This window comes from Legionella sp. 16cNR16C (assembly GCF_021297775.1).
Classification (GTDB): Bacteria; Pseudomonadota; Gammaproteobacteria; order Legionellales; family Legionellaceae; genus Legionella_C; species Legionella_C quinlivanii_A.
In genome coordinates this window covers 898,901-918,902 of sequence record NZ_JAJTMX010000003.1, presented here as the reverse complement: position 1 = coordinate 918,902, position 20,002 = coordinate 898,901, and the positions used below count along the sequence as shown (strand labels likewise).

Below are 20,002 nucleotides of genomic sequence, written 5' to 3'. Positions count from 1 at the left end.
GACTATCAACTGGCTAGAAAACGCCTTCACGGTAATCATGGCTTTCAAAGTGCAGCTTGCCTTCTTTGACTTTCAGAATCACATGACCGCCATTTGTTAATTTACCAAACAGTAACTCATCAGCTAAAGGCTTCTTGACATTTTCCTGAATTAAACGGGCCATTGGTCTTGCCCCCATTGCCTTATCATAGCCATGTTCAATCAACCACTCTCGGGCCGCCTTATCCACCTTGAAAGTCACTCCCTTGGCACTTAATTGCTCATCCAGCTCCATAATAAATTTATCAACTACCAGACCAATAGTGACATTATCCAATGGTGCGAAGTTAATGATAGCATCCAGACGGTTTCTGAATTCCGGACTAAATTGACGCTTGATAGCATCGAGTCCATCCAGACTATTGTCCTGCATGGCAAAGCCGATAGAGCTTCGAGAAATTTCAGTAGCGCCGGCATTACTGGTCATCACCATAATCACATGACGGAAATCAGCCTGACGTCCATTGGTGTCGGTCAGCGTGCCATGATCCATGATTTGAAGCAGCAGGTTGAACACATCAGGGTGCGCTTTTTCTATTTCATCAAGCAGCAATACCGAATGAGGATTTTTAGTCACTGCTTCAGTTAATAATCCGCCTTGATCATAACCCACATATCCAGGAGGTGCTCCAATTAACCGAGATACAGTATGCTTTTCCATGTATTCAGACATATCGAAACGTAAGAGCTCAATACCCAGTACATTAGCCAACTGGCGGGTCACTTCGGTTTTACCTACTCCGGTAGGTCCCGCAAAAAGGAAACAGCCTACTGGTTTTTGCGGCTCTCTTAAGCCAGAGCGCGCCAGTTTGATTGCAGAAGCCAGAGCGGTAATTGCAATATCCTGACCATAAACCAGTAATTTGAGATCACGCTCGAGATTTCGCAAAGTATCTTTATCTCTTGCAGAAACTTTTTTCACCGGAATACGGGCAATTTTCGCAACCACATTCTCAATTTCAGTAACACTGATAATTTTTCTGCGTTTGTTGGCTGTAAGAAGGTTTTGGTATGCCCCTGCCTCGTCAACGACATCAATCGCTTTATCCGGCAAGAACCGATCATTAATATATTTAGCAGACAATTCCGCAGCAGCTTTAAGTGCAGGGATTGAAAACTTGACGCCATGATGCTCTTCCAGACGCCCTTTTAACCCTTTGAGGATCTCAAAGGTTTCATCAATACTTGGTTCTTTAATATCAATTTTCTGGAAACGTCTTGCCAAGGCACGGTCTTTCTCAAAGATACCCCGGTATTCCTGATAGGTAGTAGAACCGATACATTTCAACTCACCATTCGCCAGCAGAGGCTTGATGAGATTGGACGCATCCATGACACCACCAGAAGCGGCTCCAGCGCCGATAATGGTATGGATTTCGTCGATGAAAAGTACGGCACCATCCTGCTGTCCCAATTGTTTGAGCACCGCTTTCAGGCGTTTTTCAAAATCACCACGGTATTTGGTTCCAGCCAGCAAAGCGCCCAGATCCAAAGAGTAAACGATACAGCTGCTGATCGCTTCCGGTACTTCTCCGTCCACGATACGTCTGGCCAGACCTTCGGCTATTGCTGTTTTTCCAACCCCTGCTTCGCCCACCAGTAATGGATTATTTTTTCGACGACGGCAGAGTACCTGTATTGTGCGTTGAATTTCTTCATGTCGGCCAATGAGTGGATCAATCTTGCCCAGTCTGGCTCGCTTGTTGAGGTTCATGCAATAGCTTTCAAGCGGCGACTCGCTGCCCTCGCCTGACATTGACTCTTCATCCATCGAAGAATTCATGTTATCACTCATGTCGTTGTTCTGGTACTTGGAAACACCATGAGATATATAATTGATCACGTCCAGGCGTGTAATATTCTCTCTGCGGAGAAAATAAACTGCCTGGCTTTCCTGCTCACTGAAAATAGCAGCCAGTACATTTGCTCCGGTCACCTCAGTTTTGCCGGCCGATTGTACATGGAAAACCGCTCTTTGCAGTACCCGTTGAAATCCGAGTGTCGGCTGTGTTTCACGATCGACTTCATCTTCTGGGATTCGGGGAGTTGTCTCATCGATAAACTCGATCAAATCACGGCGTAATGAGTCAATATTAGCGTCACATGCCTGCAGAACATTCCCTGCTGCTGGATTATCAAGCAATGATAGCAACAAATGTTCTACCGTCATAAACTCATGACGTTTCTCCTTTGCTTCCTTAAAAGCAAGATTTAAGGTGAATTCAAGTTCTTTGTTTAACATTGTCGTTGCTCCTCTTCACCCATCTGCACTCATTCCGGTTCCATGGTACATAACAGTGGATGCTCGTTGCTTCTGGCAAAATCATTGACTTGAGCAACTTTCGTCTCTGCTATATCCCGAGTAAAAACGCCGCATACAGCCTTTCCAACTATATGCACCTGTAGCATTATCTGTGTCGCCAGTTCTTCACGGAAGTGAAAAAAACGCTTCAACACATCCACCACAAACTCCATCGGGGTGTAATCATCATTCAGGAGAATAACCTTATATTTTTTGGGCAATTTCAGCGCTGGGAGGACCTCTAGCTCCGTCACCTTTCGCTCAATTATTTCACCTGAAAATCGCTCGCTCATTACGTACACCCTTTACTAATTTTATAGACTTACCACGAGCATTTGGCCAGTAAAAAAGTGATTTAATTCATGAAAAAAATTAATTTTGTAGTTCTCGCCAGCATCCTGCTTCTTAAAGATTCAAATTGACGGTCTTAGATAACAGTAAGCAGATTATTTTTTTCAAGCAATTGATAAAACCCACATTCTTGCATCCATTTTGCAAAATATCCTGACAAAAATCAAAGGCTCTTTGCAATTGGGTCGCAAACCGCTGGATTACCGACCTGGGCTGCGAGCAGGCTGTCGTGGTTGCATAAATGAAAACAGGTACACAAAAACGGTCTTTGCGAGCGTCAGCGAAGCAATCCAGTTTCATAACTTTATTCAAGGTTCGATCTGGATTGCTTCACTTCGTTCGCAAAGACAACCGGTTAATTGCCTTGTTCTATTTATGCAACAAGCTGAACAGGCTCAAGCTTTACATATGATTAATTATTTCTTTTGCAAAACCGGAACAGCTTACTTCAGTTGCTCCTGACATTAATCGGGCAAAATCATAAGTTACAGTCTTGGCTTCGATTGCACCCTCAGTTCCTTTGATAATTAAATCAGCAGCTTCAGTCCAGCCCAGGTGTCTCAACATCATCTCAGCAGACAGAATAAGCGAGCCGGGATTGACTTTGTCCTGCCCCGCGTATTTGGGTGCAGTACCATGTGTGGCTTCAAAAACAGCAATCGCATCCGCCATATTGGCCCCTGGAGCAATACCGATTCCACCGACCTGTGCAGCCAGGGCATCGGAAATATAATCACCATTAAGATTTAAGGTTACAATGACGCTGTATTCATCGGGACGCAGGAGAATTTGCTGTAAGAAAGCATCTGCAATAACATCTTTAACAATAATGTCCTTTCCTGTTTTAGGATTCTTGAAATGCAGCCAGGGACCACCCTGATATTCCGTTGCGGAGAAACATTCACGAGCGACTTGATAGCCCCAGTCTTTAAAGGCACCTTCCGTAAACTTCATGATGTTGCCTTTATGGACCAGCGTCACAGAGTCTCTGTTATTGTCGATTGCATACTGAATAGCTGCTTTAACTAATCGGGCAGTTCCCTGTTGTGAGACAGGCTTAATTCCAATTCCGCAGTGATCGGGGAATCGAATTTTTTTAACGCCCATATCTTCCTGTAGAAAACGAATTACTTTTTTAGCCTCAACACTATCCGCCTGCCATTCGATGCCGGCATAAATATCTTCAGAGTTTTCTCTGAATATTACCATATCTGTTTTCCAGGGCTCTTTGAGAGGGCTTGGTGTTCCCTGAAAATAACGCACAGGGCGCAAACAGGTATACAGGTCAAGATCTTGTCGTATCGCGACATTCAAAGAACGGATACCACCGCCCACCGGCGTGGTCAAAGGCCCTTTAATCCCAATGACAAACTCACTGATAGCCTGAAGTGTTTCTTTGGGAAGCCAATGATTTTCACCATATACACGGGTTGCTTTTTCACCGGCATATACTTCCATCCAGGCGATTTTTCTTTTATCACCATAGGCTTTCTCAACAGCGGCATCTACGACCATACGCATTGCAGGAGTAACGTCCACTCCAATTCCGTCGCCTTCAATAAAAGGGATAATCGGATGATCAGGAACCTGTAAAGATAAATCAGGGGCAACAGTAATTGCCTGCCCATTTGCGGGTACTTTTATTTTTTCAAATGTCATCGACTGCTCCGTTAGTAAAATTCATGATCACCAAGGCGATTTGGGCTTCAGTGCTCATTTGGAAAGCAAGTAATACAAGGAAGAAATCTTATATCCAGGCCAAATAGCTACGTTTGAGTATATAATCCATGCAATGAAGCAGGAAAATTATACGAGAGCCATTTCCATGCTCACAATAATACGCTTATTACTCCAATGAGCGCTATCATAGCATGCTAAAACTCTTTAACCCAAGCACCTCGAAGTGATTTGGATTCAAACCGTTCCCTTGCTCAAAATGAACGGCTGCGGGGGTTAGACACTACTCTTGTAATTCGGCATAATTTATCTTTTATTTGTATAGACCCCCTTTGTGAAACAAATTATTCTGTTTAATAAACCATTCGGAGTCCTTTGCCAGTTTACTGGTGAAGAACAAGACAAAACACTGGCCGATTATATTTCGATGCCTGGCTTCTACGCTGCAGGCAGGCTTGATAAAAATAGCGAAGGACTTTTGTTACTAAGCAATGACGGCAAACTCCAACACGCACTCACTCATCCTGATAAACGTAAACAGAAATATTATTGGGTGCAGGTTGAAGGGAGTCCTGCTGATAGTGATTTAAACAAATTACGTGCTGGTTTAAAACTTGAAAAGGAGTCTTTTCTTCCTGCCAAAGCCAGGATCATTGAGGAGCCTGCCAATCTCTGGTCAAGAAATCCGCCGGTCCGTTTTCGCAAGTCGATACCCACCTCGTGGCTTGAGATTGTACTTTGTGAGGGGAAAAATCATCAGGTCAGGCGAATGACGGCCGCAATTGGCTTTCCAACTCTGCGTCTCATACGCCATCGGATAGGCAATTGGGAGCTGGGGGATCTCTTACCCGGTCAATATAAAATGGTGAGCATCTGATAAGCCGGCTTTTTATAAAGGGTTCAATTAAATTGCGAGCGCGGATGTATTTTAGTAAGCAGCGTATCCTCAGTTAATAATCGAATCCAGGGCCATATCAGAACACTAATGACTGCACTCCCCAGGACATCAAAAAGACTGGCATAGCCGCCAAGAATGATATCGATGCCAAAAATACATAACTGGTAAACCAGAGCCGCAATGCCTACCAAAGCCATTTGCTGGCCAATGGAAAAAAGGCAGAATCGTCTGGATTTGCTGCTGGCAATCCAGGTAACAATCGACAGGGCAAAGGTATGCTCACCAATAATCGTCGACAGCAGAGTATCAAGAATGAGCCCCATGAGAATAAGAACCGCCAGACTAAAACGATCAGGCAGGTAGAACTGAACATAAAGCATTAATAGCAATATCCAGGGCGGTCTGATACCTACTATGAGTTCGGGCAAAGGCAGAATACTCAGTGCCAATGCCAGTAGAAATGCAACCAGTAAGCGGATGTTCATTGAACTCATGAGCTGGCTCCAGCAGCGTTGATTCGCTCATTAATCTGACGAGTTAACTCGGCTTGCTCCTTATCCGGCCAGATAAGCAAAACCAGTCGATTCCGATTTAAAAGAGCAACCGGCGTCACATTCACCTTGATAAAGGCATCTCCCGGAATACTTTGGACAGACTCCACACGACCCACAGGATATCCTTCGGGATATAGACGGCCCAGGCCTGAGGTAACCAATAAGTCATCTTTCGCTATATTGGAAGTGCGCGGCAGATTAATCAAAGACAATTGCCCGAGATTATTGCTGCCAACCAGTATTGCCCGCTCACCCGTGCGGGTATTTCTTACAGGAACAGCGCTTTTTGAATCTGAAATCAGCAATACGGTGCTGGTCATATAACCCACATCAATGATCTGCCCCATCACACCTTTTGCATCCAAAACAGGCTGCCCAACATAAGCACCGTCCCTCTTGCCTTTATTTAATACAACAAACTGACGAGCTGTCGTTGTATCAACGGCAAGAATTTGCCCAGCCATTGCCCGCATTTGTGCTTTGGAAGAGGTTAATAACAACTCCCGAAGCTGAGAGTTCTCTTCTTTAATCGCCATTAATTTTTGCAATTCCGCTTCAAGCATAGTTTGTTGATAGCGAAGCTGCATATTCTCATTAATTAAGGCGTTTTTGGACCCTACCAGTGACTGAATCCAGCCAATAATACGAACGGGATAATCGACAGCGTATTGTAAGGGAGAAACGAGAAAGGAAAAGCCATTACGCAATGAACCCAGATAGTTATAGTGGTAATCAGAGAACATCAAAGCAATAGATAAAGCAACAGCAAACACAAAACCTGAGGTCTTGTGCCTGCCTTTGGAAAATAATCTATTTTTGGAATTATTCGGTTGAGAGGAAATCACCGCCGCGAAGGTCCATTGTTTCTAATGCCTTACCACCACCCCGTGCTACGCAAGTTAATGGATCTTCTGCCACCAGAACCGGAAGACCGGTTTCTTCCATAAGCAGTGTATCCATATTCTTCAAAAGCGCACCACCACCTGTTAACACCATGCCACGCTCGGCAATATCCGCTGCCAATTCGGGAGGAGCAAGCTCAAGAGCGGCACGTACGGCACCTACAATGCCAGAGAGAGGCTCTTGCAAAGCTTCTAAAATTTCGGCACTGGTTAGTGTGAAACTTCTTGGCACTCCCTCAGCCAGATTTCTTCCACGCACTTCAATCTCAAACAGATCACGGCTGGGGAAAGCTGAGCCAATTTCATGCTTGATACGCTCAGCGGTCGTCTCACCAATCAGTGTTCCATAGTTTCTGCGCACATAGGAAACGATGGCATCATCAAATTTGTCACCACCAATGCGAACCGACTGATGATACACAATTCCACTAAGAGAAATAATAGCGACTTCGGTAGTACCCCCGCCAATATCCACTACCATGGAACCACTGGCTTCTTCAACCGGCATACCTGAACCTAATGCGGCAGCCATCGGCTCTTCAATCAGAAATACCTCGCGGGCACCAGCACCCATCGCTGACTCACGAATCGCTCTGCGCTCTACCTGCGTTGATCCGCAAGGCACGCATACCAGAACACGCGGGCTTGGACGTAAAAATCGGTTTTCATGAACTTTGTGTATGAAATGCTGCAACATTTTTTCAGTAACAAAGAAGTCGGCAATAACACCGTCTTTCATGGGCCTGATCGCGTTTATATTTCCGGGAGTACGTCCCAGCATTCTTTTGGCTTCGAGGCCTACAGCGGCAACCCGCTTCTGCCCGGATTCATTTCTGAGGGCCACAACAGAGGGTTCATTTAAGACGATCCCCTTGTCCCTCACATAAATCAATGTGTTGGCGGTTCCCAAGTCAATCGACAGATCATTGGAAAATACGCCCCTGAGTTTCCTGAACATGTGCAACATTACCTCGTTCTTTTTTTGGCCTGTACTTTACCTTATATTTGGATAAAAATCGACAGATCTTTGTGAGATCTTTGCATTAGACCTTTTATTATGCCATTGCCAGTTTAGCTGTATTCGCAATTACTAAAATATTAAAGACGGATGGGGGTTCATGTAGTATTCTTTGTGCCAACTTCAGATCACACGCAAAGTAATCAGAGTAAATTGGCTATTGATATCAGAAACAAGGAGTTTTTAACGATGAAGCAATATGTAACTGGAATGTTATTACTGTCTGTCCTAACGACGGCTAGCGCGGGGGATATGGGGCCTCAACAAAGCAGCAGTCCTTGCTGCCGATGGACTATTGGCGGTGAGCTGTCTTATTTAAGACCCGATGGCGCGATGATTGATTATGCGACTGAAATGGTTTTTGTAACGCCCACAGTTGTTACTGCGCATGGGAGTTATGTAAACCCCTCTTACGAGCCTTCCTGGTCAGCATTTGTCAAGTATGACTGGACACCTCAAGCTGATATTCAGTTCAGGACGACTCATTTTGATCATGAGTTTGGCTCCTCAGTGACGATCCCTGATTCATTATTAGTCGTCAACTCGACACTTGTTTCCGATTTTTTTGGGGGGGCGGCAGGGAAAGTGCTCTTTGATCTGGATAATTATGAATTATCTATCGGTGCTAACATCAATGCCTTCCAATCGGGTTGGCGATTAAGACCTTACACCGGACTTCATTATGTTGAGGAAAATGATCGATTAATCCAGCGGTTTTATCGCAGCGACGCTGCTTTTGTCCATTATCTCACCAGTCGTTTTCGAGGAATTGGCCCCATAATAGGCCTTGAAAGCCATTATCCACTATTCGATAGATTGACACTAAAAAATGACTTCACCTTAGGGTTCCTCATTGGAGATGCCGATATGCGGACAATGGGAGACATTAATGATGCCCCCATCCAGCCTATTACCTATATTGACTTCAAAAACTTCGATCGGGAAAGGCTCGTACCCTATGGCTTCCTCGACATTGGACTGCAGTATGATATGCCTTTGGGTGCTTATGAGGCGGGTATCAACGGTGGATTTAAAGTCATTTATTATGATGATATTCATGGCAGACGCGCCGGAACAGGACCCAATGACCCATTACGGCTGAACTATGTTACTTATTATGGGCCCTATATTGGTGTTCAAATCAGGGCTTAGCAGATATTTTGTCATTGTAAATCGCAGTTTTTATTGGGAACTGCGATTTGGATAAGTGTGGCGTAATAATTATCTCAGGATTGCAAAATGTTATGATTATCTACGTGAGCTAAAGCTTTGCACTGCTATGGCGACGGATAACAGTGATAACAAGTTATTTTTTTCGATTAAATCCCTGATATACGCGTGTGACAAATTTTCCCAATCTCGATTGCTGCGCCTTGAATACAGCATCGATTGGAGTATTAAATACATGATTTGTATAATTGGACATGGTTTTCAATGAGATGGCAAGAATGATATCCAATATCTGCTTTTCAGTGTAACCCTCAGCCAGAAACTCCTTTACTTTATCTTCGGATGGCCGTCCCCTGCTCCAGATCATTTCCCGGATAAAATTAGCCAGAACCTGATATTTGGATACAGGAATTTCAGCATTGCTGTTAATAGCGTCAGTCACTTCATAAGGAATTTTAGCCACCATACTGGCAACAGTTCCATGGGCAGCCAGACAATAACCACATCCATTTTCATAACTGATTACCAGAAAAATGATCTGTTGTTCCGCAGAAGAAAATCCAGAGTTTTGACTGAATAATCTGTAGGTATCCAGATAGGCTTGCAGCAGTTCTGGAGCATTGGCCATTACCTTAAAAAGATTAGGTACCATTTTCGTTTCTTGTCGTGCCTGGTCATATAATTTTTTGACCCACTCATCATTGGGTTGCTCTATCGAGCCTGATTTCATAGTATACATAGAGATACTCATTATTTTGGGATGATACTAATATGAGCATAGACAAAATTATTCTGGCTGGCTTTATTGGATTGGCAGCAGCAGTTCTGGTGGGCACAGGAGAGTTCCTTCTCCACTACACTTCGAGTGGCTATGATTCTAAAATCCCTTATCAGTTTTTTCACGATATATCCCGTAAACGTTTGCTATGGGGACATTTTATCGCCGTTCTCGCAGCTCCGTTTTACCTGGTTGGCTTTTGGCATCTTTATCAAATGTTACTTCCAGCAGGCGGTAAATTGCCAGCCGCAGTAGCATTAACTGCGGCATATGGATTTATTATGGGAATTGTCTGGATTGGTTCGCGGGCAATCATAGCGGCTATTATACAAAGCAAAACCTCTGCCAATGCAGAGTTAATTGCATCTTATCAGCTTTATGAGGAAACATTACTTCAGATCATACGTGTAACCACCCTGGCTATGTCTGCCGGATTTGTCTACCTCGTTTTAACGGGATCGACTTATTATCCAGGCTGGATGTGGGCTTTAAATCCCTTCTTCATCCTGCTTGCCGTCTTTTTGATTTATTTTATATCACCAGCTATTGGCAAGTACATTATGCCAATAGCCATGAATGTTACCTACACCCTGTTCTTTGCACTCTCAACCTTTTTCGCCATTCGGCTCAGGGGGTGAGTCCGTTTTACCTATATGAATGGTACTGTTGATCGCTGGATGATTTATTGTTTGCTCAGTTCCATTCATGTAGTGGACAGTCAGAAGTTCTGCCGTCTGGTCCTTGCCCAAACCGAAGATGATCTGATTTCCCTGATACGCGCACAAACCTTGAGTCGGCACAAAAAATCGGGTCAGCACTTTCCCATTTGTCAACTTCAATTTAAGCACCGCACCCAGTGCCTCTGGAGAGTAAGGCATCTGAATTTTTATAAACTTATTAGCTCCCCCTGTATTATTCAGGAAGACTTTAAGCGGTCCATTAAGGTTTGTATAAAGCAAATCCGGATACCCATTCCCTGTGAAATCGGTGCTTAGAGGAGAGATAGCAAAATAAGGGTCTTCTGCATTTGCCTGCTTTTCAATGCTGGCATAAGTTTGATTGGGTAATTCTTTCAAAACTCGGCCAGGCAGCCGGAATAATTTATGCAATGGAAATCCAATATAATTTTGAGCAATTACCAAATCCTGCCTGCCATCATTAGTGAAATCCTGGAATATCACACCCCATCCAAACTCGTAGTCGGCCGTCATGGTCTGTTTAGCCACATCTTCAAACTGAAAATTACCTTTATTTTTCAGAAAAATATTATCTCGTAATAAAGTCTGGTCTTTCCTTAAATCACCTCTGACTATAAAGCCTGGAGGTGTAGAACCAAAATTCCACCAATAGGATGGGCCGATATTACTAAAAAACAGATCTGGAAGGCCGTCATCATTATAATCCCCAACGGCAATCCCCATAGGATAGGAGTATACTGTCGAAGTGGGATTGGGCATGTATTTGAAAGTCAGGTTACCCATGTTTTTATAAGTTCTTACCTGCCCTGTATCGTGTGCCACCACCAGGTCAAGTTCATTATCACCGTCTAAATCCACAAAGACACCCTGAAAGGTGTTATGAATATAATTTAATCCGGCACTGTCGGTAATATCTGTGAACGTATTATCACCATTATTTTTTAATAATAAACTTTTTGCTCCATAATCTTTTTTATTGAAAATCGTTTGACCTTCTACAAACTCCGGTTTGATATAAGCTGCGACATACAAATCAACAGTGCCTTTTTTCTGCAAATCAGCGCTGGCTATTGAAATGGGGGAGTAGCGTGGGTCTATTTGAATATCAAGCTTTTTGACATTGAACCGGCCCTGTACATTTTCGTAGAAATAAATACCACTGTCACGCGCGACAAACAAATCAGGCAATCCATCATGATTTGCATCAACGGCAATGACTCCGTAAGTTGTATCGTTAGCAGGCTTTTGTAATCCAGCCTGCGCAGAAACATCGACAAACTGGCCCTCTGCAAATTTGAATAATTTATCCTCCTGATTATATCCTCCTCCTGCAAACAGATACTGGACATCATTCCCCTCAAGATTAAAAATTGCAGCTCCCATAAATGGCAGTGATTTCTCATTATTAAATTTGTGTACAAAATTTAATTCGATACTGTCAAAATGAGGAATTGATTCAGCGTTGGCTTGTTGTCTTGGGTAAGGATTAGATGGCCAGGTCACAATTCTGATACCAATCAGTCCGGCTATTATAATGAAAAAAGCGATAACTATCTTAATGATCATTGAAATCTCAAAAGAACAGGTGAACAACTACTGTATTCTAAAATATTAGACTAATAAAGATAACAAGAGCATAAGAATAAACGAAAATCGCTATAGACGATCCGCTAGAATTCCTTTTCGTTGATATTTCTATGTCTAACGTATGTCGAGATGACCAATGTATAAACAGGGATAAGTTTTGCTGTAAAATACTAACTGGCTGCGGATTCACTAGAGGGATTAATAGCGTGGGATGAACGTGAGCCCGCAGCCGGATACTAATTTACTGTATAATAAATGTTTTTTGCAATTCCTTTAGATGCGAATTTACAAATTTTTTTCCAATTCCAGGAACTGAGGCCAAATCCTCCACCCGTTTGAAATCCCCATGCTCGGTCCGATATTTTATAATAGATTCCGCCCGCTTTTTTCCAATCCCTTTGATAGATTTGGATAAAGCCTTTACATCAGCGCTATTGAGATTGATCGTTGAGCCAGATTGCTTTTCTGCAGGGGTAACCGGAACTTCTGAAGCATGAAGCGGTAGATTGAACATAATAAAAGACAGCATTAAACAAATTAATTTGCTTTTCATTTTTTTCTCCATATTGATTGGACTAACAGCCTTTCCAGGCTATTTTCTGACCGTTCCATTATTTCCATAATTAGAACGGCCGTCAGTATGTCAGCTATTAATAGTTCTGTCGAGGGCAAAATGATCAAAATGTTTTGCAAGAACGAATGAAACGCAAGCCGTTAATTTTTCAACCATTTCCAAATGTAGAAATTCGTTCGGCCCATGCGCATTGGACTGCGGTCCCAGGACGCCCGTTATCATAAATTGTGCCTGCGGGAATTTTTTGCCTAACATGCCCATGAACGGAATGGTACCACCCTCCCCCATATAGATTGCCGGCTTCTGGTAGAAAGTCATTGACGCATCATTTACCGCCTCTGAGAACCATTCAGTTAACAAGGGAGCGTGCCAACCCTCTGCGCCGTCCGCAATATTAAAATCTACTTTTGCTGAATAGGGAGGATTTTCTGTCAGGGCTGATTTAAGTGCTTGAGCGGCTTTCTCAGGATTGACCAAAGGGGGAATACGCATAGAGACTTTTAGCACTGTTTTAGGTCTTAAGACATTGCCGGCGTTGGCGAGACTCGGCAAACCCTCCGCGCCAGTAATCGTCATGGCAGGACGCCAGGTCCGATTTAAGATCAGTTCCGCTTTCTCCATGCTGACGGGTAGCACGCGTTCCTGAAAAGGAAATGCTCTGTAAACTTCCTCTTTGAGCACTTCAGCGCAGGCTTCAGCCTGTTTTACACGCTCTGTCGGAATTTCACAATATAGATCTTTAAGCTCGATAATCCCGCTTGTTTCGTCTTCCACCCGGCTTAATAACTGCCTGGCAATACGAAAACTGTCAGCGACAATGCCGCTGGCGCTGCCTGAATGAACCCCTTCTTTTAACACCTCAACGGATAATTCGCCAACAATATTGCCACGCAATGACGTCGTCATCCATAATTGCTCATAATTTCCTGCGCCAGAGTCAAGGCAAATAACCAGAGAGGGTTTTCCTATTCTCTCCTCGAGAGCCTGAATGTAATAAGGTAAATCATAACTGCCGCTTTCCTCGCAAGCCTCAATCAGAATGACACAGCGCGCATGAGAAATCCCCTGTTTCTGTAATGCGTTGATCGCCAATAGCGAGGCATAAGCAGAATAACCATCGTCAGCCCCCCCTCTGCCATAGAGTTTGCCGTCTTTTAAAACAGGCTGCCAGGGACCAAGGCCTTCTTTCCATCCAGACATCTCTGGTTGCTTATCCAAATGCCCATAAAGCAATACTGTTTCCTCACCCTGTCCTGGAACTTCCATAAAGATAAGAGGGGTTCGGCCAGGCAAGCGCACAACCTCCATCAACATATCGCTTGGTGCATGCTGTACGCACCAGTCCGCTATGTGATTAACAGCCTGTTCCATATAACCGTGTGCTTCCCAATCCGGATCGAAATGAGGAGATTTGTTAGGAATTTTTATGTATTCCATCAAGCTTGGTAAAATATTTTCCTGCCATTCATTGCCTATGAATTCAAACAGCTTTTGGTGATTCAACACTTAATAACTCCTTAATTAGTGCTAATACTTTCTCCGTAGCAGACTCAATTCCCAGGAGTCTGATATTATCGAGAATATGCTCACGATTGGCCTTGACTTCTTCAATAGCCTTCAGCAAATCTGCCTCGTTAAAAAGATCATCATCGAGCACCACGCTAATACCTTGCTGCTTGCAGTAGCGTGCATTTTGAATTTGATCTCCCCTGCTTACTTTGGCAGATAAGGGAATCAGAATATGAGGCTTTTGTAGAGCAAGAATTTCGTAAATTGCATTGGCTCCTGCTCTTGAAATAATCAAATCACTGGCGGCAAACAAATGAGACAACTCTTCATTGGCATATTCAAACTGACAATAGGCAGGATTGTTAACGGATGAGTCCAGTTTCCCTTTTCCACAGAGATGAATAATCTGCCAGCTCTGGGTTAATTCGGGGAGAGCCTCACGAATAATGGTATTTAGTTTGCTTGCACCAAGGCTCCCTCCCATCACCAGAAGACAGGGCTTTTCATCAGTAAAGCCGCAAAGATCGAGTCCTTTTTGTCGATTGCCACGAAAAAGTTCCGAACGAATCGGAGTACCAGTCACTTCCACTTTTTCTTTTTGTTTAAAATGAGTCCTGGCTGAGGCAAAATTTACGGCGATTTTATTAACAAAAGGAAAACTCAAACGATTAGCGAGACCTGGGGTTAAATCGGATTCATGAGCAATTACCGGAATACCGCGTAACCAGGCGGCAAATACTACAGGAAATGCGACAAAACCGCCTTTTGAAAATACCACATCTGTTTTCAGCTGTTTAAGTAAACGCCAGGATTGAAAGATCCCCCTGAGGATAAGCAAAGGATCCAAAAAATTCTGCCAGCTAAAATAGCGGCGCAATTTACCCGAGCTTATCGAATGAAAGGGAACGCCTTGCGCCCGAATCATATTGTCTTCCACCCCATTTTTCGAACCGATGTAGTCAATCTGCCAATTTTCTCGCTTAAGAATTTCAATCAGGGCCAGATTAGGTGTGACATGCCCTGCAGTGCCGCCGCCTGTTAAAACAATTCTTGGGCTCATTGAATTTCCTTGATTAATAAGCTGAGATCGATGGCTTCAACACATTTGGTTAAACCGCCTACAGAAATAAAATCAACACCTGTTTGAGCGATTGCATGGATGGTCTCAAGGCTCACCCCTCCAGATGCCTCTAATGTACAGCCATAGGATTGATTAAGATTTACAGCCTGAGTCAGCAACTGCAAACTGAAATTATCAAGGAGAATTCGGTCAGGTTTTGCCTCGAGGGCTTCTTGTAATTCCACAAGATTTTCAACTTCGACTTCCACCATTAACTCAGGATGCATCGTTTTTGCTTTTTGAATTGCCTGGGTAATTGAACCACAGGCCTTGATATGATTTTCCTTAATCAGAAAAGCATCATACAAACCTAAACGATGATTCACGCCTCCCGCGCAGGCAACCGCATATTTTTGTGCCAGTCTTAATCCGGGTAAGGTTTTTCGCGTATCGAGTAATTTGGTTTTGGTATTTTCCAGTGCTTTCAAATAATGCCGTGTTTTTGTTGCCGTTCCCGAAAGCGTTTGAAAAAAATTCAAGGCTGTACGCTCGCCTGACAAAATCTCACGTGCAGGCCCTTTGATTTGACAGAGTATGGCGGGTTCGGCCAGCCACTGTCCTTCAGCAACATGCCAGTCAATTTGTATTGCAGGGCTTAAACTACGAAACACTGTTTCTACCCAGGGCTGCCCACAAACCAGCATGGCTTCCCGGCTTATGATTTCAGCACGCACCTCAAGACTCTCTGGCAGCAACTCTGCACTGACATCTCCAGTGCCCAAATCCTCGGCCAATGCCCTGCTCACATCGGCTTCAATTAAATCAGGAGTTAACTTCATTCTTCCTCCGGTCATAAGCAGCATAACGAGACTTTAATAGCGGAGGCGCTAAAAAAGTAGTGACGATAATCATTAAAACGATGGCCGAAAATAATTGATCGGAAATTACTCCCAGTGTACGGCCAATGGACGCGAACACAAGCCCGACCTCACCGCGTGGCAACATACCGATGCCGATTAACAGGCGATCATCTTTTCTGTTTCCTCCCAAACCGCTAATCAGTTTTCCGACTATGGCAGCAACAATTAATCCTGCCGAAGTCATTAACACATGCCAATCGAAAAAGGATTCCAGTTTCACCTGGATACCAATCAGTATAAAAAACAAAGGCGCTAATATGAACTCCAGAGGAGCAATTAACTGTTTAATATTAAAAGGCTTTACAGAACCTGAATCAGAATGAGGTTCAAAATAGCCGTCATGAATAATCAGACCGGCGGCAAATGCGCCAATGATGGAGGACAATCCAACGACAGTTGCAAACCAGGCCAGTGCCATTAAAAAAATAAAAGCCAGGAAAAGCTTTGCTTCCCACAGTTCAAGAAAGTTAAGCATTTTGACCGATTTTCTTAAAACCCAGGGGCCTATCGTCAATGCGGCGGTAAAAAATAAAAATGCCGATACAACCACTCGGACTATCACCCACATGTCCAGACTATTATTAATTACGATACTGCTGACAATCGAAAGAATGATCAACCCCAGCACATCATCTATCATTGCCGCGCCTAAAATCGTATGCGCTTCCCGGGTACGCAACTTTTTTAACTCGGCAAGGACGCGTGCTGTGATGCCAATGCTGGTCGCTGATAAGGTAGCGGCTACAAATAAGTCAGATTGGTAGGAGGCATTCGGCAGTAGCCAATGAGCAATAGCAAAGCCTAAAATAATAGGGGCAACCACACCAATAAGAGCCACGCTTAAGGCTTCACGGCCTGTATGCTTTAGCTCCTGGAAAGAGCTTTCCAACCCTACCATAAACAAGAGAAAGATGACCCCATAGCGCGAAAAGATATCGAGAATATAACCTACTTTTAAATAATCAATGCCTTTCACACTGCTTAGCGCAACCACCATTTGCTGAGCATAAACAGGATCCGCAATATTATTTTGTACAGCCTCAGCGAGATTGGCATTTCCCAGTATATCTCTCATAATATTAAAAATCGCCGAGCCTTCGCGAAGCACAACTATCAGCTCGGAGCCAAAAAAATAACAGATATTTCCTAATAAAACGCCCATTAACAATTCACCTAACACACCAGGCTGGCGAAAGGCTTTGGCGATGCATCGGCCTATAATGGAGAGGGTAAAAATTAAAGTGACCCAAAAGATAATGCTGGCTACCGGATCATGCTCCGCTTCCCGCTGTGTCTGGGCTAAAACAGTCAGAGGAAAGGTCATTAAAAACAGGAAGCAACCCAAAGCCTTGCTTATTGCTGAGAAATTAAGCATCTTCTCAAGAAGAGAAGATGCCTTTTTATTAAAGGACTGACAAGACTCTGTAAAACTCATGATGAGCGTTTGGCAAGAAACAGACAGGTATCTACAACAGAATCAGGGTTTAAGGAAACGCTGTCAATTCCCTCTGCCATCAACCACTCAGCAAAATCCTTATGATCCGAGGGGCCTTGTCCGCAAATACCCACATACTTACCTGCCTTTTTGCAAGTTGATATGGCCATATGCAGTAAAGCTTTAACTGCAGCATTACGCTCATCAAATTGCGAAGCAACCAGACCAGAATCCCTGTCAAGACCAAGTGTTAGCTGGGTTAAATCATTGGAGCCAATAGAGAAGCCATCAAAATATTCGAGAAACTCGTTAGCCAGCAAGGCATTAGAAGGCAGTTCGCACATCATGATAATACGAAGGCCATTCTTTCCGCGCTCCAGCCCCTGCTGTTTCAGCACATTAATGACATCATGCGCTTCCTGTACCGTTCTTACGAAAGGAATCATGACTTCGACGTTGGTAAAGCCCATGACCTCACGTACGCGTTTTACCGCCTCACATTCAAGCGCAAAACAATCCGCAAACGCAGGTGAAACATAGCGGGAAGCGCCGCGAAAACCAAGCATCGGGTTTTCTTCATGGGGCTCAAACAGATCACCCCCGGTCAGATTCGCATATTCATTGGATTTAAAATCAGATAATCGGACAATAACCGGCTTGGGATAAAATGCCGCGGCAATTGTGGCAATGCCTTCCTTGAGGCGCTCTATATAAAATTCAACTGGCGATTCATAGGCCGCGGTTTTTCTTGAAATATACTCTTTCAGCTTCTCGTCCTGCAATTGCTCAAATTGTAAAAGCGCCTTGGGATGCACACCAATGGAATTGGAGATTAAAAATTCCAGGCGTGCCAAGCCAACACCGGAGTTAGGAATAGACTGAAACGCAAACGCACGCTCCGGATTCCCCACATTCAGCATAATTTTCATTGGCAGTTCAGGCATCGACTCGACATCAAGCGTTGCATACTCAAAGGGCAAAATTCCTTTGTACACATAACCATTATCTCCTTCTGCACAACTGACAGTGATTTCCTCACCGTCACGAATGTGTTTGGTCGCATCGCCGCAACCAACCACTGCAGGAATACCCAGCTCACGAGCAATAATTGCCGCATGGCAGGTTCGCCCGCCACGATTGGTGACAATCGCTGCTGCACGCTTCATAATGGGTTCCCAATCAGGATCAGTCATATCCGATATCAGCACATCGCCGGGTTCCATTTTATCCATTTCACTAATGTCATGAATAATTCTTGCTTTGCCCTGGCCAATTTTCTGGCCAATACTGCGGCCCTCGCTCAATACCTCGCCCCGCTTTAACAACTGATAGCGCTCTCTTTTCTGTTGTTTATCGCGGCTTCTCACTGTTTCCGGGCGCGCTTGCAAAATATAAAGCTGGCCATTGACGCCATCCTTTGCCCATTCAATATCCATAGGCCGGCCATAATGCTCTTCAATGATGACCGCATAGCGAGCCAGTTCTTCAATATCTGCCTGTGTTAATGAAAAGCGCAGCCGCTCCGACTCAGAAACATCGACCGTTTCCACAGTTTTGCCGTTATCGGCATCTTGTGCATAAATCATCTTGAGCGCCTTGCTGCCCAGAGTTTTACGAATCACTGCTGGTCTGCCTGCTTTTAAGGCGGGTTTATGAACATAGAACTCATCGGGATTAACCGCGCCCTGCACTACCATTTCACCAAGCCCAAAAGAAGAGGTAATAAATACCACCTGATCAAAGCCTGATTCAGTATCGATAGTAAACATAACGCCACTCACCGCAAGATCACTGCGTATCATTTGCTGGATCCCGGCGGATAAGGCGACCTCATCATGAGCAAACCCATGATGCACACGATAAGCAATCGCCCTGTCATTGTACAATGAAGCAAACACCAGCTTGATAGCATGAAGAATCGCATCAATCCCCTTCACATTAAGAAAGGTTTCCTGCTGACCAGCAAAAGAGGCATCGGGCAGATCTTCCGCCGTAGCCGAAGAACGTACTGCGACACTAAAATCCTTGTTTCCTATTTCTTTAATCAATGCATTATAGGAATCAGTTACCGATTGAATGAATTGCCGGGTAAATGGGGTATTGATAATGAGTTCCCGAATAGACTTACCCGTGGTGACGAGGTCATTGATATTGTCCGTATCAAGGGATTGCAACATCTGGTGAATTTTCTCATCCAGCTTGTTTTGCTGTAAAAATTCACGAAAGGCCGCGGCTGTAGTGGCGAATCCGGTAGGAACCTGGACTCCGGCCGAGGATAAGTGGCTAATCATTTCTCCCAGCGACGCGTTCTTTCCGCCAACCTGCTCCAGATCACGCATACCTAACTGCGTAAAACTAATCGTGTGCTGTTCTAATGCCATAACGCCACCCTTATAATCCTTAAAAATATTGGCCATTCTACTCAAAATGCCCATTAATGGGAATGTCTGCTGTTAAAACTTGCCAGTAAAATAATAACCTCGCCCCCCATTCATTCAATGGTCTGATTTCCAATTTCAAAGAATATTAT

17 protein-coding genes are annotated in these 20,002 nt (G+C 44.0%); 3 read left to right on the top strand and 14 right to left on the bottom strand.

Going from position 1 to position 20,002, the window contains the following annotated elements:
- Positions 1-13 precede the first annotated feature (13 nt).
- The 3 genes from clpA to icd all read right to left on the bottom strand — a co-directional run bounded on the left by clpA (position 14) and on the right by icd (position 4,351).
- The gene (gene clpA / locus LXA66_RS14195; RefSeq protein ID WP_112218202.1) at positions 14-2,281 is read right to left on the bottom strand and encodes an ATP-dependent Clp protease ATP-binding subunit ClpA; all 2,268 of its coding nucleotides are present in this window, start codon (positions 2,279-2,281) and stop codon (positions 14-16) included.
- A gap of 29 nt (positions 2,282-2,310) precedes the next feature.
- Positions 2,311-2,634 carry an ATP-dependent Clp protease adapter ClpS gene (gene clpS / locus LXA66_RS14190; protein ID WP_112218203.1) on the bottom strand — a complete coding sequence of 108 codons (324 nt, stop codon included), beginning with the start codon at positions 2,632-2,634 and terminating at the stop codon, positions 2,311-2,313.
- A 460-nt stretch (positions 2,635-3,094) separates the two neighbouring features.
- Positions 3,095-4,351: an NADP-dependent isocitrate dehydrogenase gene (icd, locus tag LXA66_RS14185; RefSeq protein ID WP_233013676.1), complete on the bottom strand. Its 1,257-nt coding sequence runs from the start codon at positions 4,349-4,351 to the stop codon at positions 3,095-3,097.
- Between the two features lie 352 nt (positions 4,352-4,703).
- On the opposite strand from icd, the gene LXA66_RS14180 reads away from it, so the two are divergent.
- The gene (locus LXA66_RS14180) at positions 4,704-5,246 is read left to right on the top strand and encodes a pseudouridine synthase (protein ID WP_233013675.1); all 543 of its coding nucleotides are present in this window, start codon (positions 4,704-4,706) and stop codon (positions 5,244-5,246) included.
- A 23-nt stretch (positions 5,247-5,269) separates the two neighbouring features.
- Here LXA66_RS14180 and mreD read toward each other — a convergent pair whose 3' ends face one another.
- Genes mreD through LXA66_RS14165 form a run of 3 tightly spaced genes read right to left on the bottom strand, consistent with a single transcriptional unit; the run spans position 5,270 to position 7,681 of the window.
- Positions 5,270-5,761, bottom strand: a complete 492-nt coding sequence (mreD, locus tag LXA66_RS14175; protein WP_112218206.1) for a rod shape-determining protein MreD — start codon at positions 5,759-5,761, stop codon at positions 5,270-5,272.
- Positions 5,758-6,666, bottom strand: coding sequence for a rod shape-determining protein MreC (gene mreC / locus LXA66_RS14170; protein ID WP_233013674.1), 909 nt, complete (start codon positions 6,664-6,666; stop codon positions 5,758-5,760). Before mreC ends, mreD begins: the two co-directional genes overlap by 4 nt.
- Positions 6,644-7,681, bottom strand: coding sequence for a rod shape-determining protein (locus LXA66_RS14165; RefSeq protein ID WP_025385468.1), 1,038 nt, complete (start codon positions 7,679-7,681; stop codon positions 6,644-6,646). Before LXA66_RS14165 ends, mreC begins: the two co-directional genes overlap by 23 nt.
- Before the next feature lie 249 nt (positions 7,682-7,930).
- Here LXA66_RS14165 and LXA66_RS14160 point away from each other — a divergent pair, with 249 nt between their 5' ends.
- Complete coding sequence (locus LXA66_RS14160) at positions 7,931-8,893, top strand: Lpg1974 family pore-forming outer membrane protein (RefSeq protein WP_112218207.1); 963 nt, start codon at positions 7,931-7,933, stop codon at positions 8,891-8,893.
- 154 nt (positions 8,894-9,047) lie between these two features.
- On the opposite strand, the gene LXA66_RS14155 is transcribed toward LXA66_RS14160, so the two are convergent.
- A complete protein-coding gene (locus tag LXA66_RS14155; RefSeq protein WP_233013673.1) occupies positions 9,048-9,650 on the bottom strand; it encodes a carboxymuconolactone decarboxylase family protein in 603 nt (200 codons plus the stop codon).
- A 32-nt stretch (positions 9,651-9,682) separates the two neighbouring features.
- On the opposite strand from LXA66_RS14155, the gene LXA66_RS14150 reads away from it, so the two are divergent.
- Positions 9,683-10,327 (top strand): DUF6796 family protein, encoded by a 645-nt coding sequence (locus LXA66_RS14150; protein ID WP_233013672.1) that lies wholly within the window; start codon positions 9,683-9,685, stop codon positions 10,325-10,327.
- Here the strand turns inward: LXA66_RS14150 and LXA66_RS14145 are convergent.
- From LXA66_RS14145 to ppsA, 7 genes are all read right to left on the bottom strand, one after another.
- Positions 10,295-11,953 (bottom strand): CRTAC1 family protein, encoded by a 1,659-nt coding sequence (locus LXA66_RS14145; RefSeq protein WP_233013671.1) that lies wholly within the window; start codon positions 11,951-11,953, stop codon positions 10,295-10,297. The two genes, LXA66_RS14150 and LXA66_RS14145, sit on opposite strands and share 33 nt — an antisense overlap.
- 262 nt (positions 11,954-12,215) lie before the next feature.
- Positions 12,216-12,527 carry a helix-hairpin-helix domain-containing protein gene (locus LXA66_RS14140; RefSeq protein ID WP_233013670.1) on the bottom strand — a complete coding sequence of 104 codons (312 nt, stop codon included), beginning with the start codon at positions 12,525-12,527 and terminating at the stop codon, positions 12,216-12,218.
- Positions 12,528-12,617: 90 nt separating this feature from the next.
- Positions 12,618-14,054 carry a M20 family metallopeptidase gene (locus tag LXA66_RS14135; RefSeq protein ID WP_233013669.1) on the bottom strand — a complete coding sequence of 479 codons (1,437 nt, stop codon included), beginning with the start codon at positions 14,052-14,054 and terminating at the stop codon, positions 12,618-12,620.
- Complete coding sequence (locus tag LXA66_RS14130; protein WP_233013668.1) at positions 14,029-15,117, bottom strand: undecaprenyldiphospho-muramoylpentapeptide beta-N-acetylglucosaminyltransferase; 1,089 nt, start codon at positions 15,115-15,117, stop codon at positions 14,029-14,031. The genes LXA66_RS14135 and LXA66_RS14130 overlap by 26 nt, the downstream gene beginning before the upstream one ends.
- Positions 15,114-15,956, bottom strand: coding sequence for a carboxylating nicotinate-nucleotide diphosphorylase (gene nadC / locus LXA66_RS14125; protein ID WP_233013667.1), 843 nt, complete (start codon positions 15,954-15,956; stop codon positions 15,114-15,116). The genes LXA66_RS14130 and nadC overlap by 4 nt, the downstream gene beginning before the upstream one ends.
- Positions 15,940-17,472 carry a cation:proton antiporter gene (locus tag LXA66_RS14120; RefSeq protein ID WP_233013666.1) on the bottom strand — a complete coding sequence of 511 codons (1,533 nt, stop codon included), beginning with the start codon at positions 17,470-17,472 and terminating at the stop codon, positions 15,940-15,942. Before LXA66_RS14120 ends, nadC begins: the two co-directional genes overlap by 17 nt.
- The gene (ppsA, locus tag LXA66_RS14115) at positions 17,469-19,853 is read right to left on the bottom strand and encodes a phosphoenolpyruvate synthase (RefSeq protein ID WP_233013665.1); all 2,385 of its coding nucleotides are present in this window, start codon (positions 19,851-19,853) and stop codon (positions 17,469-17,471) included. Before ppsA ends, LXA66_RS14120 begins: the two co-directional genes overlap by 4 nt.
- Positions 19,854-20,002 lie beyond the last annotated feature (149 nt).

Excerpts from the sequence above, each read along its gene's own strand:
- mreD (WP_112218206.1), bottom strand. The coding sequence starts at position 5,761 with ATGAGTTCAATGAACATCCGCTTACTGGTTGCATTTCTACTGGCATTG.
- clpS (WP_112218203.1), bottom strand. The coding sequence starts at position 2,634 with ATGAGCGAGCGATTTTCAGGTGAAATAATTGAGCGAAAGGTGACGGAG.
- LXA66_RS14140 (WP_233013670.1), bottom strand. The coding sequence starts at position 12,527 with ATGAAAAGCAAATTAATTTGTTTAATGCTGTCTTTTATTATGTTCAAT.
- ppsA (WP_233013665.1), bottom strand. The coding sequence starts at position 19,853 with ATGGCATTAGAACAGCACACGATTAGTTTTACGCAGTTAGGTATGCGT.
- LXA66_RS14120 (WP_233013666.1), bottom strand. The coding sequence starts at position 17,472 with ATGAGTTTTACAGAGTCTTGTCAGTCCTTTAATAAAAAGGCATCTTCT.
- icd (WP_233013676.1), bottom strand. The coding sequence starts at position 4,351 with ATGACATTTGAAAAAATAAAAGTACCCGCAAATGGGCAGGCAATTACT.
- LXA66_RS14150 (WP_233013672.1), top strand. The coding sequence starts at position 9,683 with ATGAGCATAGACAAAATTATTCTGGCTGGCTTTATTGGATTGGCAGCA.
- nadC (WP_233013667.1), bottom strand. The coding sequence starts at position 15,956 with ATGAAGTTAACTCCTGATTTAATTGAAGCCGATGTGAGCAGGGCATTG.
- LXA66_RS14165 (WP_025385468.1), bottom strand. The coding sequence starts at position 7,681 with ATGTTCAGGAAACTCAGGGGCGTATTTTCCAATGATCTGTCGATTGAC.
- LXA66_RS14130 (WP_233013668.1), bottom strand. The coding sequence starts at position 15,117 with ATGAGCCCAAGAATTGTTTTAACAGGCGGCGGCACTGCAGGGCATGTC.
- LXA66_RS14160 (WP_112218207.1), top strand. The coding sequence starts at position 7,931 with ATGAAGCAATATGTAACTGGAATGTTATTACTGTCTGTCCTAACGACG.
- LXA66_RS14145 (WP_233013671.1), bottom strand. The coding sequence starts at position 11,953 with ATGATCATTAAGATAGTTATCGCTTTTTTCATTATAATAGCCGGACTG.
- LXA66_RS14155 (WP_233013673.1), bottom strand. The coding sequence starts at position 9,650 with ATGTATACTATGAAATCAGGCTCGATAGAGCAACCCAATGATGAGTGG.
- clpA (WP_112218202.1), bottom strand. The coding sequence starts at position 2,281 with ATGTTAAACAAAGAACTTGAATTCACCTTAAATCTTGCTTTTAAGGAA.